Source organism: Paenibacillus sp. FSL W7-1332 (assembly GCF_037969785.1).
GTDB lineage: Bacteria > Bacillota > Bacilli > Paenibacillales > Paenibacillaceae > Paenibacillus_AQ.
In genome coordinates, this window is sequence record NZ_CP150209.1 from 4,291,810 (window position 1) to 4,305,455 (window position 13,646).

Here is a 13,646-nt window from a genome sequence, read left to right on the forward strand (position 1 = left end):
CTTTCATAACGTAAGATCGAAGCATACAAAAAGAGAAATCAGGAGAAGAGACAACCATGACCAGAACACGAGAGACCATCTTTATTATCGCCTTTACGTTTGCCGCCTTTGTACTAGGTACTACCGAATATGTCATTGTTGGATTGTTAAAAGACATTAGCGTAAGTCTCAGCATTTCGCTTGCCGCAGCCGGCGTCCTCGTATCCAGCTTCGCCATTGCATATGCCCTCGGAACGCCGTTTGCCGTTACGCTGCTCGGACGCATACCACGGCATGTTACCATTCTGACAGCGTATATAGCAGTGTTAGTGTTTAATTATTTGACCATCTTTGCCACTACGTACCCCGTCATGTTATTCATTCGCGTCATGACCGCGATGCTGTGCGGACTAACCTTATCGCTGGCGATTGCCGCGACCAGCGAGCATATGAGCGCTTCCCGCAGAGCCGGTGCGGTTGCCTGGATCATCGGAGGTTTCTCGATTGCCAATGTCCTTGGCGTTCCCGTCGGAACGCAGATCGGCCAGATGGCAGGATGGCAAACGGCTTTCATTGTTACATCATTAGTTGGGATCATCCCGCTAGCCTTGATGCTGGCCGTCATGCCCAAGAGCAATACGATTAGCGTAAGCTCCATGAAACAGCAATTTGCCTTGTTCAAGAACAGGCGAATCCGACTTGCCTTCTTCATTCCGGTCCTTGGCGTAGGCTCCGTTTTTATTGTATACACGTACATAACGCCGCTATTGGAAAATGTGATGGGGATTCCGCAGCAATGGATCAGCACTGTTCTGCTCGCTTACGGCGCTTTCACGATTCTTAGCAATTGGCTCGGGGCCAAGGTAGCACAAGGCAATTCAAGGGTTAAATTGAAAGTGATTTTCACCATCCAAGCGATGATTATGATGGCTCTTGCCCTTACCCTATCACTCCCCTGGATGGCCTTAGTGTCGTTAATGCTGGTCGCCTGCTTTTCCTTTGCACTCAGTACCGCCGTTCAGCTATACCTGATTGACCTGGCGGATGAATCTTCCCCCGGCTCCAAGGACTTCGCTTCCACGCTCATGCCGGTTGCATCCAATTTGGGTATCGCCATTGGTTCCCTGCTGGGCAGCCTTGTCGTGGATAACGTCGGTCTTGAATACCTGCCTTGGGCTGCAGTAGTGTTCGCCATCGGAGCATTTGCCGTTACTTCCCGCTGCCATCAGCTGGATCAAGAACAACTGGACTTAACGCTGCTGACATCAGCTAAAGCATCATAGATCGCTATTCTTCAATCCTTCTCATTTTCTGGTGAGAGGGATTTTTGGGTACCGGCCGGAAATCGGTCACTCACGTATGAACAGATATCATATCGGAGGAACGACACAGTAATAAGAACAGATACCTTTTCGGAAAAATGCCACAGTAATTAAGAACAGTAACCTTATCGGAGAATGTCACAGTAATAAGAACAGTAACCTCATCGGAAGAATGTCACAGTAATAAGAACAGTAACCTTATCGGAAGAACGACACAGGTAATAAGAACAGTAACCTTATCGGAAGAATGTCACAGTAATAAGAACAGTAACCTTATCGGAAGAATGTCACAGTAATAAGAACAGTAACCTTATCGGAAGAATGTCACAGTAATTAAGAACAGATATCTTATCGGAAGAATGTCACAGTAATTAAGAACAGTAACCTTTATCGGAAGAATGTCACAGTAATTAAGAACAGTAACCTTATCGGAAGAATGTCACAGTGATGAGAACAGATACCGTATCGGAAGAATGTCACAGTAATTAAGAACAGTAACCTTATCGGAAGAATGTCACAGTAATGGGAACAGATACTTTCGGAAGAATGACACAGTAATGAGAACAGATACCGTATCGGAAGAATGTCACAGTAATTAAGAACAGTAACCTTATCGGAAGAATGTCACAGTAATTAAGAACAGTAACCTTATCGGAAGAATGTCACAGTAATAACGTTTTGTTTCAACGGAAAACTAATGAGAAGAAAGGAGGAACATTCAAAATGCTTACCCGTTATGTAACGGCGTAAGTTTTTGCCTACCTCTTCTGCCTTCTGTCCGTATGTGTCACAAAAAGGCCGAGCCCCGCGTTCAACAAACAGTAATTAAGCTCAGCAGCGATTAGCCGCGTTCAGCCCCCTCGTTAGGATACGGCTACCCGGCATTGTTAACATCCACCGAGTTACAATCTTTGCGGACACTGGTTCCGCTATTTCCTTGTTTCTACCCGATTCACAACAATATGCGGTCAAGAGATCCGCTATTGCGAGATTTTTTGGGGATTAGTCCGTGATTATGGTGCAATAGCGGATCCTGTGTCCGCATAAACTCCATAATCGGCCGATTTCAGTGAAATAACGGATCTTCTGTCCTCCCGGACTCCATATCGAGCGAATTTCAGCACATAGCGGGTCCTCTTCTCTCCACATGTGCCCAAAAATAGACCGATTTCCCCGTGAACAACTGTTATTCAATTCAGCGCGAATACAGATCCTCATTTCGGTAACGCCATTCGGTATCGTTAACATCCATTGAGTTGCGATATTTGCGGACACTGGTTCCGCTATTTCCTTGTTTCTACCCATTTCACAACAATTTGCGGACAAGAGATCCGCTATTGTGAGATTTTTGAGGGATTAGTCCGTGATTATGGTGTAATAGCGGATCCTGTGTCCGCGTAAACTCCATTATCGGCCGATTTCCGCGAAATAACGGACCCTCTGTCCTCTTGATCCCCATTATGGGCGAATTCCGGTATATGTAGCTTGACCTCTTCTCTCCATATGTGCCTAGAACATGCCGATTTCGGCATAAGATCGATCCTCTGGCCTTTTGATCCCCTTTGGGCGAATCGCAGCATGTGACGGATTCTCTTCTGCCTTCTGTCCGCATGTGTCACAAAAAGGCCGAGCCCCGCGTTCAACTATAATTCAGCTCAGCCGCGATTAGCCGCGTACAGACCCCACGTTAGGATACCGCCACCCGGTATCGTTAACATCCAATTGAGTTGCGTTATTTTAGGACACTGGTTCCGCTATTTCCTTATTTCTACCCATTTCACAACAATATGCGGACAAGAGATCCGCTATTGCGAGATTTTTTGGGGATTAGTCCGTGATTATGGTGCAATAGCGGATCCTGTGTCCGCGTAAACTCCATTATCGGCCGATTTCCGCGAAATAACGGACCCTCTGTCCTCTTGATCCCCATTATGGGCGAATTCCGGTATATATAGCGTGACCTCTTCTCTCCATATGTGCCTAGAACATGCCGATTTCGGCATAATATCGATCCTCTAGCCTCATGATTCCCTTATAAGCGAATCGCAGCATGTGACGGATTCTCTTCTGCCTTCTGTCCGTATGTGTCACAAAAAGGCCGAGCCCCGCGTTCAACTATAATTCAGCTCAGCCGCGATTAGCCGCCTACACACCCCTCATTACGATACCGCCACCCGGCATTGTTAACATCCACCGAGTTGCAATATTTGAGGACACTGGTTCCGCTATTTCCTTGTTTTTACCCATTTCACAACAATTTGCGGACAAGAGATCCGCTATTGTGAGATTTTCGGGGGATTAGTCCGTGATTATGGTGTAATAGCGGATCCTGTGTCCGCGTAAACTCCATTATCGGCCGATTTCCGCGAAATAACGGACCCTCTGTCCTCATGAACTCCATAATGTGCCGACTTTGGGCCCTCTGTCCTCCTCCAATCCATATCGATCGAATTTTAGCACATAGCGGGCCCCCTTCTGTCCACATGTGCCCAAAAATCGACCGATTCCTGCAATAACGGATCCTCTGTCCTCTTGATCTTCTTAATAGGCGCTATAGAATCGGCCTTTCCGCACGAAATCCATAACGAGCGAATTTCAGCATATAGCAAAGCCTCTTCTGCCCGCATGTGCCCAAAATAGGCCGATTCCCGCCTATAGCGATTAGCGATTCTTCCCGCATCCTCCTACTGTTCAATGGATGCCCTGCTTAAGCAGCCATCTCCCGGCATGCTTTCGCACATCGAAAGCATGCTTCAACTTGTGAAGATTATATGAGGATGTTGTATTATTTCGATTCAATTGGCAAACAGAAAAGACGACTGCATCGCAGTCGTCTTTTCTTGCTCATGTGGATCATGAATCTTGCTCATGTTGGTCATAAATCTTGCTCATGTGGATCATGAATCTTATTCATTTTGATCATGAATCTTGTTCATTTTGAGCATGAATCTTGCTCATTTTGAGCATGTATTATGTTAACCAATCGTCAAAAGAATCCGCCAACCTTTGCAACTCCTGAAAGAACATGCTGGCATGATAACCATCACACACAGCATGGTGCACCTGCAATGAGACTGGAAGCAGAATACGGCCTCCCTGCTTGGTATATTTTCCGCCGGTTATGATGGGAAGAAGATAGTCTGCTTCATTGACAATGTTTAGATTAAATCCGCTAAAGCTTGCCCAGGGTATCATGGATATGGGAAACGTGTTCGGAGGTGGATTCTCTTTAACGAACAGCCCCTTTGTATCCCGATATTGCTCCATGTCCTGCTCGTAATGATCATGGAATCGATAGAAATCATTCGAAAATGCTGTCCATAAACAGGAGAACGTATGGTCATCGTTATGGAAAAAGGTATAACTCGGCGTCATTCGATCCCAGTAACCCAATTCCCCTTCGGGACTATAGGAAGTTTTGAATTCAACCCAGTCATTGACAACTCTTGTAACCATATAAATAAAAGCTGGATAAAGCTTGAATCCATTAGCTTTTAAAGAATACAGCAAGCGAGTAATGTCGATATCCACGGTGATACTGAAGGTACATTTATTCGATCGAAGATAATGCTCGTAATAAGGCTTTCTCGTCCACTCTTCAACATTAATAATGTGAAACTTCATCATTTTTGCCCTCCTAAAATAATTTCGTTCTATTTCAGGAGGGTACATCCACTGATCTAATCACACGCCATCACTCCAAAGTTACCGTAGTAGTATAGCTATTACATATTTTAACCTTTACAGTAATTCCTTTAAATTAACAATCTGTTATATCTTCAAATTTATCTGATTCTGCCCAGCTTCATTATTATAAATGATACAGCCGTCAAAAAAAATAGGTGTCTGTTTATGAGCCCACTGGGTACTTGTGCACTCAACACATGCACAGGATACGTATGATATACCAATTCAAGGGGAGGTGTTCGCGGATGGGGTGTCCATCTAGGAAGGTCAAACGCTGTCGGAAGAAAAAAATGATTCTCATACGTAAACCGAAAAAGAAAAAACGTCGATGTATTATTACCAGAAGGAAAGTGATCCGGGTAAAATGTCCATCGCCCACGATCATAAACGGAGCTGCAGGGGTACAAGGTTCACAGGGAATCCCGGGCCTACCGGGACCTCCGGGCATTCCAGGTCCACCGGGACCGCAGGGAATCCCGGGTCCTCAAGGTGCTCAGGGAGTACCAGGCCCTCAAGGCGCTCAGGGTCCTCAAGGTCTTCAAGGACCTGCGGGTGAAAGTCCAACGGATCCCTGTTTTGAAGAATTGAGGGATACTTTGCTGCAATTAGACAATCAATACATTTCGGTTTCGACTTCCGGCTTCACCGATAGTATCGAGGGTCGGATTTTGCGAACCGGAGAAGGAACGGTTATTCTTACCGGTGTATTCGGAACGCGAATCATTCCGGTATGCTCCATTAATTCCGTGGACCACGGTCCCTTCGCTTATGCTTTATTTGCTTTCAACGATGTCATCACCGTCATTAATACGGCTACAAATACCATAATGGGCTTCATACCAGTCGGAGATAGTCCAAACGATATTGTCTTCACCCCTGACGGTACTCGTGCCTATGTAACTAATTTTAGCGATGATAATGTCCAAGTGATTGATACCGCCTCCAACACCATCATCGGCCCGCCAATTCCGGTTGGAGATGGTGCCAATCGAAATGCCATCACGCCGGATGGTTCGCGGGTATACGTCACGAATTTTATTGACAGCACGGTCTCTGTCATCGAAACGACCATAAATACGGTCATTGGAGCTCCAATACCCGTAGGGGCCGGTCCTAACGGAATTGCCATTACGCCGAACGGCTTGCGAGTCTATGTCGCCAACTCAACGGATGGAACCGTTTCGGTTATCGACACCGCTTCGAATACGGTGCTCGGGTTGCCTATACCGGTTGGTTTGTCCCCTGGGGAGGTGGCAATTACTCCGGATAGTACGCGAGTGTATGTCACCAATTTCTCAAGCGCCTCCGTCTCCGTCATCGATACCCCCTCCAACCTGGTCATTGCGACCATCCCTGTTGGAATTAACCCTACCGGAATCGCGATTACCCCTGATGGATCTCGGGCCTATGTCACGAACGCCGGCTCTAATACGGTGTCCATCATTCACATTGCCGCCAACACGGTTATTGCTCCAACGATCACCGTTGGTCTAGGTCCGAGCGGCATTGCGATTACCCCGGATGGCACCCGTGCGTATATAACTAATTTTCAGATTCCCAACATTTCAATCATTAATACGTCATCCAACACGGTTACCTCAATACCATTAACCAATACGGGATACACGGGGATTGGCATAACGCCTATAACGATCTAGATGGTTCATAGGAATCAATAATCGATGAGGGAAGGTGTAATATGCGGAAAAATGATATACATGCTTGGATTCGAAAAGAGCTGAATGATCATCCCGATATCACAAGCGTCGAGCTTGCAGAGAAATTTCGAATTCCGCTGCATATCGTCCAGATTTTTAAAGAAAAATTAATCAAGAATGTCGATCGTCCACCCATTAAAGAGCATGAGTAATACAGTGATTCCCGCTTCCCGTACGATGATTGAAAACAGGTTGTAATATGTGACATTAGCTGGGCACTAGCGCACGATTTCCTCGTCCTCCAATTAAAACGGAGACTCCGTATGAAAAAAAACACCTAAACGCCCCACTCAGGAAAAAGAAGACACAGTGCCCAGCAGAAGCAAACGATCAAGACCATGCATTCACACCACGCGCCTTACCTCTTGTTATTCTCCTAACAACAATAAAGGCTTCACTCCTCAAGCGGATGCTCAAGTCGTGAAGCCTAATTGTAATCAGTTCTTAATGATGTGCTTCAGGCATTTGGGTAAACAGCAGGTTTACTGGCAAATTGCTCCCTGGCGCAGCCGTCAGCATGATTTCAACCTTTTGTTCGTAATCGCCTGTACGATAGAGAACCGCTTGCTCGCCAGGAGCTACCTGTCCAAGGGAATAGATCGGTACAATCGTTCCATTCACCATAGCATATCCCGAGTACTTACCGCCCCGCGGGTTAAACGAGATCAGAGTATCCGGCGCTACGCGATCCAATGTTATTTTATACAGGACACCAAAGTTACCCGTGTTGTGCGTAATGTCCCCAACCATAGGGTCAATACCTTCCAGGTTAGGGTCATCCTGATTGTCTCCAAGTACGAGACGCTCGGAATTTGCACCCACCAGTTCGGAATAATGGATGACTCGTGTTGAATCCGGATAGGTTCCACGGTTGTGAACCCCATCGCGATTCAGGATGGGCAGCGTGCTTAAAACCTTCAATGGATCCGATTTCTCATCAATCATCACGACATCGAACTGAATCGGCAGGTCGCTGTACATATCCGAGTATAGGGAAATGACATGTCCTTGCTTCATTCTCACATCGCTCAGTTCCGTCATAACCAGTTTCTGTTCGCCTGGTGCAAGCGTCACTGAAGCCCGCTTCGAATCGTCCTGCATCGATTGGAAGTAATTCAGCACAGACTTCTTGCCTGCTGCCGTAGCGATCGGCGATGGACCAGCAAATCCCAAGTAATCTTGTCTAAGCGTTACCGGAGTGCTGTTTTTGTTCGTTGCAATAACGTACATTTTCACATTTTTATTCAAATTGTTCACATGGTGAATCATAAAGCGCATATCGCCAACCGCCGTCTCTTGGTACACAATACCTTCGCTGTTGACGGTTTCCGGGCTGTTACTGCGAATCAACGTGCTTGGCTCATCGTAAAAATCGTAATTAATCTTCGGACGCGAAGTCACATTGCCGAGGAACGTGAATTTTTCCCCTTCCGGGATAAAGAGCATATTGAAATCCTCTTCTTGATATAAGGTCTCGTTCGTCACGTTAATCGTCGTCTCGTAGGTAGAGCTAAGTCCCTTCTTGTCCGTGGCCGTTAACTTGATCGTATAAACGCCCGGTGTGAAGAATGCATACTGTTTATTTTCCCACTTGTACGTCAGATCCTCAGGCTTGTCCTGGTCATCTGTAGTTTGATTCGTATAGGTAATCAACTCACCCATTTTATACTCGGACTTATCGGTCTCGAACATGGCGACAGGCGGAAGATTCGGCTGAATGACCGTAATCGTTTGGCTATAAGGCTCGCTCCACGCCCCTGTAGAATCTTGAACCGAGTAAGTGACTATGTATTCGCCTGGTGCATCGAAGATATCCTGTTTTCCTTCCCAGCGTTCATTGATGATTTCACCTTGTACATTCTCCAGCTGCGGTGTATAGGTCACCGTGGTTTGTCCTGCATAAATCTCCTTAGGCCCCACCGTAAACTTGGCTACTGGCTTGGTTTCCAGATTCATAATGACACGTTTGCCTACATTATCCACTTTATATTGAATATCAAGCGCTTGGGTTATAGCTGTCAGCGGAACCATGAAGGTGCTTTTCGTCTGGTAGGAGGTTCCTTTCATCTCTTTGGTTACGCCATTCACGGTATACTTGCTGCTGTCTGTTTTGAAGCGAAGCTCATTGGTTCCTTTGGTTATAACGGTTTCTTTGGTCTTCTTATCGTAAGTGACCTTGAAGCCTACACGGTCCACAAGGGCACGAATGGGAACATAGGATACTCCCTTTTTGACTTGCATCGGCTGCGGTGCATTGTAGGTAACGCCGTCTTGTACCATTTTTGTACTATTGAAATATAAAATAAGTTCTTTCCCCGTCACGGTTTGCTGGTTATTCTGGTTGCCCTGCTCTCCCGTAGTTGTTTCCGGATCTTGCACTTCGCCGGTTTCCTCTACCGGTCCTTCGGTTGTTCCTGTTTCATTAGGCTCTTGAGAGCCTTCTGTCTCTGTCGTAGTAGTTGTTTCCGTTGTTTCTGTTGTTTCTGTTGTTTCTGTTGTTTCTGTTGTTTCTGTTGTTTCTTGAGCAGCGTCTGTACCCCCAGATGTTACTGCTTTGGTTGCCGCAGCGTTTTGCTCGTACACTTCTTGGGTGACTGACTGTTGTGGTTTGTCTGCGGTATTTGCATCCGCGCTCGCCGGATAAGCTGCCGCTAATTGGGCAACAGCCAATACGGTTAGCAATGATCGTTTCTTCAGTTTCATTCCATAACTCCTTCTAATCCTTTTTTGATATTTATTTAGGTCATACTATTAGACGCAAATTTTGGTAAAAAAGTTTCTCTGATCTGTTAATAATATTTACGATAAAATAGATTAATGTAAAACCTATGAAAAATCCCTCAACAGCACGATGGCTATTGCGGGATTATGATGTTGCATAATATTTCAGGATAGATGCCCCTGCAAATTCGTAGCCGCGATTATCTTTTTCCCGCTCCGATCATATCTCCATAGATGAACGCCTGTATCGCCTGTCGGAATATGAATATCCGTATGATAAGGAAGATTCAAAAAACTTCGGAATAACATCGTGATCATCCCGCCGTGGGAGACAATACAAACCCTTTTCAGATCAGGCTCGCTATGAATTGTAGTAAACAGTTTGGATATGAATTGTTCGGCTCTTGCTCTGAACTGCACTTCAGATTCTCCGCCTTCGATTGCATCGTGCCGTTTCTTCCTCCATCAGGCAGGGGATATTTAAGTAAAGCCTCTTCTCTTAGCATACCGGCGATGACCCCATTATTTTGCTCCATTAAATCATCATCATAGGTAACGGGGACTTTTGTCGTTTCAGCAATGGCTGCCGCGGTCTGCTTGGCCCGGTTTAACGTACTGGAGAATATGGCATCCAAAGTATATTCACGATGAATCCACTCTGCCAGGAGCCGTGCCTGCTGCTGGCCAAGATCCGTCAGTGCAAAGTCAGCCCGTCCTTCACACCGATTCATAATATCCGCTTCCGATTGTCCATGTCTGACGACCAGAATTTCAACCATGTCACATCCCCCTGTTCTCCTATACTCTCTATAACTTATTACCAATCGCGATCCATCGCCCGTCCACATCCTCAAACACAAACTCATGATTGTTATAATCCGTTGTCGATAAAGCCCTGACAATCTTCACGCCCAAATCGATAAGTTCTTGCTGGATTTCCCGTTGTCCGTAAGTAATAAAATAAGCATCGTACCCATATCCGTAACGGATTCGATTCGGAACAACCTCAATCTCCGTCTTCGTTAATACAATCTCAACAGAGTCCTTGTAGAGGCATACATGCGGTTCAGCTGCATCAAAATAGTTCACGGCACGGAACCCGATTCGCTCATAAAACTCGCTGGTTTTCTCGAAGTTAGAGGTCGGGAAAATCTGCAAACAATGCGAAAACCCTTTATTCATCGCTCTTTCTCCTGTATAAGCTTATTTATGATCCTTCTCATTGCCACGCTTAAAATTACCGGTCACTTTAGCCATCATCAGTTGGGCTTCTTTGAAGTCTGCCCCGGTTACCCTGGACAGAAATTTATCACTTTCTTTACCCGACAGGATCTTGACTTGTTTCCCCATCCAATAAATGAATACTTTATGATCTTTGGTAACCGAATAAGTAAACACTTCTTCATCCAGTCGATTGCGTTTATCCACATTGCCCATTTTTACTACCTCCTGAGGATAGTAACTCTATTGCTTATTCTTAATTTCCCGTATATCTTTGATCATCATGTCGAGTCTCTCAATGATTCTCTCGTCATTGTCCAGATTCTTTTTGAGTCTAACCTCAATCACAATGAGTTCAATAATAAGCAACACGATAAGAACACCGATAATCATAGTCCGCTCCTTTCTGAACCTGATACCTTCACCATGTTATACATGAAGCTCAAGTCATCCGATCTTCCTTCATCCTCTCGGTAATCGGAGCCGTTCCAAACAGATGAAGGATAGCCAGGTAGAGTGGGTACAACGCCAAAGCAACGATGGCCATGAGTCCTGTTACAGGATTCGGTTTGTCTGCCGGATGGGTGATCGGAAACCATGCAGCCACAATATAGGTCAATATAATGAAATAGGGGATCCACAAAATTAGCGAAAAGAAAGACGCTTTACGGCCACCTAACCAATGCCTGATCAGCTTCGGAAATCCGAAACCCGATAGAAGCAGGCCAACAAAGAAGAAAACCAAAATCACAATATTCACGTGATCCAGCCCCCAGCCTGTCACTCGACTGATTCGGTAAACGTTGGCCATGAGCTCAATCCCGACAAAAGGGAACCAGGCATACAAAAAACTCGACATATTTAATCGAATGACGAAGCTCATGTTTCACTCTCCTGAAACTTATATAGCTGAAGCCGATGATTAGCAGAACGATTTATTAAACCAGCTCTTTAATCAGATACAGGTTCAGATCGTCATCCGCACATACCATGTCACCGGGCACCACAGATTCGTTGTTGTACATAATTCCGTTGCCGTCCGGAATATAGCCGCGCCGGACATATATTCTTTGAGCCGCACCGTAGTCCCTGTACAATCCAACTCCGATACCGATACGCGGCATTTTTTTGCGGACGATGTTCTCGAATTCTTCCATGATGCTGTTAGCTATGCCGTTTCTCCGGTACTCCGGGAACACATTCAGATCATTGATTTCCGGAATGCTCTGCTCTCGAAAATAGGGATAACTCGATTCGTATTTCAAGTGGGAAACACCGGCCAGCTCCTCATGAACAAAAGCCAACAAGGTGACACGCTTGCCGATTTGGTTCTCATATTCGCATAAATCGTAATACTCATCCGGGCGCATTATATTTTGCTGCTGAAACGCTTCCTTCCAGATGCTTTTAAGCTCCGTGTTATCTAACACCATTAATGTAACGTTCATTGGTTTACCTCGCTGTTATGTATTTTGTTGGTAGGATTCAGCTCAAGATATAAGATGTTACGTTGGATTTCTTTCAACATTTTAGCGTGCGACCTGCTTCAATACCCGCTGGATAAAGTCGGATTTGCCTTCCGTATAGGCTTTTCGATCATTACGAAAAGTTATGGCTAGTTCTTTCTTTAATGAGGCGTATTCTTTGACAAGCTCCGGGTTATTGATGAGAGCATCCCGAAAAGTAATATGCCTGTATAGTTCTTGGCTGTCCCGATGGCAGACATATAAATGCTGGGTCATTCTCAAACTAATCTCCTCGCTGTAGGGAACATACTCATCTTTCCTATCAAAAGCTTCCCTGCCCTCGACCCCTAAATCCCCCTGATGGCTATAGCCAAGGGTTTCTAATTTCGCAATGACCGCCGGAAGCGATTTCATGGATTCGATCACAACATCGATATCCAATATTGGCTTCGCGGCAAGCTTTGGTACGGAGGTGCTTCCCACATGCTCGATACTCAGCGCATCAGCACCAAGAGTAAGCGCCAATATGGATTGAATCTCCTGAAACATTTTTGGCCATTCGGGATTATATTCCTCGATGATGACGGGTTTAGGTGTCATTTATGCGGCTCCTCCAGCAGATTATATCATGTAAAAATCCATGATTATGTTTCATCTAAAATCTCGTATGCCTGCCTCAAACGCCTCAGCGTCTTGATGAATGACTCCATGCAGCGCCTCTTGCAAGGCAAACGTGCTTCTATAAAAATGAACGCGCTCCGCGATGGGGTCTCCATTCGGATACATGGCGATACACTTTTCGAAAAACTCTTGACCATACCCCGCTAGGATTCCCGCTAAATCATATGCCGGGTCTCCAATCCCTGAACCCCCAAAATCAATGATGCCCGTCATTCGACCTTTCTCCGGACTCCAAAGTATGTTGGACGTGCCAAAATCACCGTGAATGCAGGTTGGACGAATGTCACGATTCGCAGGGTTGTTCAGAAATCTTGTGAAGTTGCTTGAGATTTCCTCTTGCGCATCGGGCCTGATGAAACGAAACAACTGGTCTTGAATTTGTGTGTACAATCCGGACATCTCTTCGTGGACATTTACAACATTTCTATCGTCAGCGATCCATTCATTGATCTCCACAGTATGAAGCTGAACGAGAAATTCGACCATCTGTTCTGCTACCCTATCCTCGATGTCCGAATTCCTGTGTAAAAGCAGATCTTCTGACCATAACGGCTGACCCTCGATTAACGGATAGCCCATGAACATTTTACCCACATGCAAATCGTCAAATGAAACATACATCGGATTCGGTATAAGCAGCGTTACCTTGTTCTTGATCCTATTCAGTAATTGAGTTTCTCTGATCATCGCTTGGAGACTTTCTGCATACTTAGGAAATCTGAAGACCAGCGTCTGATTCAAAATCAACACATCGTTGTTCTGACCTATGTTGTTCATCTCAACGTCTTGAAGATCCAGGTGCGGATAAACTTCTTGGATGCGCTGGGTATATGACGGTATCGGGTTCATTG

General features: G+C 45.5%; 13 protein-coding genes. 3 read left to right on the plus strand and 10 right to left on the minus strand.

The window, feature by feature from the left end; translation table 11 throughout:
* Positions 1 to 56 precede the first annotated feature (56 nt).
* On the plus strand, positions 57 to 1,262 hold the full coding sequence (locus MKX98_RS19140) for an MFS transporter (RefSeq protein ID WP_194543162.1): 1,206 nt from the start codon (positions 57 to 59) through the stop codon (positions 1,260 to 1,262).
* Positions 1,263 to 4,271: 3,009 nt separating this feature from the next.
* Here the strand turns inward: MKX98_RS19140 and catA are convergent.
* The gene (gene catA / locus MKX98_RS19145) at positions 4,272 to 4,925 is read right to left on the minus strand and encodes a type A chloramphenicol O-acetyltransferase (RefSeq protein ID WP_339224524.1); all 654 of its coding nucleotides are present in this window, start codon (positions 4,923 to 4,925) and stop codon (positions 4,272 to 4,274) included.
* Positions 4,926 to 5,572: 647 nt separating this feature from the next.
* Here catA and MKX98_RS19150 point away from each other — a divergent pair.
* Both MKX98_RS19150 and MKX98_RS19155 read left to right on the plus strand, forming a co-directional pair.
* Positions 5,573 to 6,646 (plus strand): YncE family protein, encoded by a 1,074-nt coding sequence (locus MKX98_RS19150; RefSeq protein ID WP_339217874.1) that lies wholly within the window; start codon positions 5,573 to 5,575, stop codon positions 6,644 to 6,646.
* 41 nt (positions 6,647 to 6,687) lie between these two features.
* Positions 6,688 to 6,858 (plus strand): hypothetical protein, encoded by a 171-nt coding sequence (locus tag MKX98_RS19155; protein WP_339217876.1) that lies wholly within the window; start codon positions 6,688 to 6,690, stop codon positions 6,856 to 6,858.
* A 292-nt stretch (positions 6,859 to 7,150) separates the two neighbouring features.
* On the opposite strand, the gene MKX98_RS19160 is transcribed toward MKX98_RS19155, so the two are convergent.
* The 9 genes from MKX98_RS19160 to MKX98_RS19200 form a co-directional block, all read right to left on the minus strand.
* Positions 7,151 to 9,409, minus strand: a complete 2,259-nt coding sequence (locus tag MKX98_RS19160) for a stalk domain-containing protein (protein ID WP_339217878.1) — start codon at positions 9,407 to 9,409, stop codon at positions 7,151 to 7,153.
* A gap of 183 nt (positions 9,410 to 9,592) precedes the next feature.
* Positions 9,593 to 9,847, minus strand: coding sequence for a histidine phosphatase family protein (locus MKX98_RS19165; RefSeq protein ID WP_339217880.1), 255 nt, complete (start codon positions 9,845 to 9,847; stop codon positions 9,593 to 9,595).
* On the minus strand, positions 9,775 to 10,206 hold the full coding sequence (locus MKX98_RS19170) for a histidine phosphatase family protein (protein ID WP_339217882.1): 432 nt from the start codon (positions 10,204 to 10,206) through the stop codon (positions 9,775 to 9,777). Before MKX98_RS19170 ends, MKX98_RS19165 begins: the two co-directional genes overlap by 73 nt.
* A gap of 28 nt (positions 10,207 to 10,234) precedes the next feature.
* On the minus strand, positions 10,235 to 10,609 hold the full coding sequence (locus MKX98_RS19175) for a VOC family protein (protein WP_071218503.1): 375 nt from the start codon (positions 10,607 to 10,609) through the stop codon (positions 10,235 to 10,237).
* 21 nt (positions 10,610 to 10,630) lie between these two features.
* Positions 10,631 to 10,864, minus strand: a complete 234-nt coding sequence (locus MKX98_RS19180) for a hypothetical protein (RefSeq protein WP_194543168.1) — start codon at positions 10,862 to 10,864, stop codon at positions 10,631 to 10,633.
* A 226-nt stretch (positions 10,865 to 11,090) separates the two neighbouring features.
* Positions 11,091 to 11,531, minus strand: a complete 441-nt coding sequence (locus MKX98_RS19185) for a hypothetical protein (protein ID WP_220684896.1) — start codon at positions 11,529 to 11,531, stop codon at positions 11,091 to 11,093.
* A 55-nt stretch (positions 11,532 to 11,586) separates the two neighbouring features.
* Positions 11,587 to 12,096: a GNAT family N-acetyltransferase gene (locus MKX98_RS19190; protein WP_220684895.1), complete on the minus strand. Its 510-nt coding sequence runs from the start codon at positions 12,094 to 12,096 to the stop codon at positions 11,587 to 11,589.
* An 81-nt stretch (positions 12,097 to 12,177) separates the two neighbouring features.
* Positions 12,178 to 12,714 carry a GrpB family protein gene (locus tag MKX98_RS19195; protein WP_194543171.1) on the minus strand — a complete coding sequence of 179 codons (537 nt, stop codon included), beginning with the start codon at positions 12,712 to 12,714 and terminating at the stop codon, positions 12,178 to 12,180.
* A 51-nt stretch (positions 12,715 to 12,765) separates the two neighbouring features.
* On the minus strand, positions 12,766 to 13,644 hold the full coding sequence (locus MKX98_RS19200) for an aminoglycoside phosphotransferase family protein (RefSeq protein ID WP_339217889.1): 879 nt from the start codon (positions 13,642 to 13,644) through the stop codon (positions 12,766 to 12,768).
* Positions 13,645 to 13,646: the final 2 nt, after the last annotated feature.

Coding starts and splice junctions, on each gene's coding strand:
- MKX98_RS19140 (WP_194543162.1), top strand. CDS start 57: ATGACCAGAACACGAGAGACCATCTTTATTATCGCCTTTACGTTTGCC.
- catA (WP_339224524.1), bottom strand. CDS start 4,925: ATGAAGTTTCACATTATTAATGTTGAAGAGTGGACGAGAAAGCCTTAT.
- MKX98_RS19155 (WP_339217876.1), top strand. CDS start 6,688: ATGCGGAAAAATGATATACATGCTTGGATTCGAAAAGAGCTGAATGAT.
- MKX98_RS19160 (WP_339217878.1), bottom strand. CDS start 9,409: ATGAAACTGAAGAAACGATCATTGCTAACCGTATTGGCTGTTGCCCAA.
- MKX98_RS19170 (WP_339217882.1), bottom strand. CDS start 10,206: ATGGTTGAAATTCTGGTCGTCAGACATGGACAATCGGAAGCGGATATT.
- MKX98_RS19175 (WP_071218503.1), bottom strand. CDS start 10,609: ATGAATAAAGGGTTTTCGCATTGTTTGCAGATTTTCCCGACCTCTAAC.
- MKX98_RS19180 (WP_194543168.1), bottom strand. CDS start 10,864: ATGGGCAATGTGGATAAACGCAATCGACTGGATGAAGAAGTGTTTACT.
- MKX98_RS19185 (WP_220684896.1), bottom strand. CDS start 11,531: ATGAGCTTCGTCATTCGATTAAATATGTCGAGTTTTTTGTATGCCTGG.
- MKX98_RS19190 (WP_220684895.1), bottom strand. CDS start 12,096: ATGAACGTTACATTAATGGTGTTAGATAACACGGAGCTTAAAAGCATC.
- MKX98_RS19195 (WP_194543171.1), bottom strand. CDS start 12,714: ATGACACCTAAACCCGTCATCATCGAGGAATATAATCCCGAATGGCCA.
- MKX98_RS19200 (WP_339217889.1), bottom strand. CDS start 13,644: ATGAACCCGATACCGTCATATACCCAGCGCATCCAAGAAGTTTATCCG.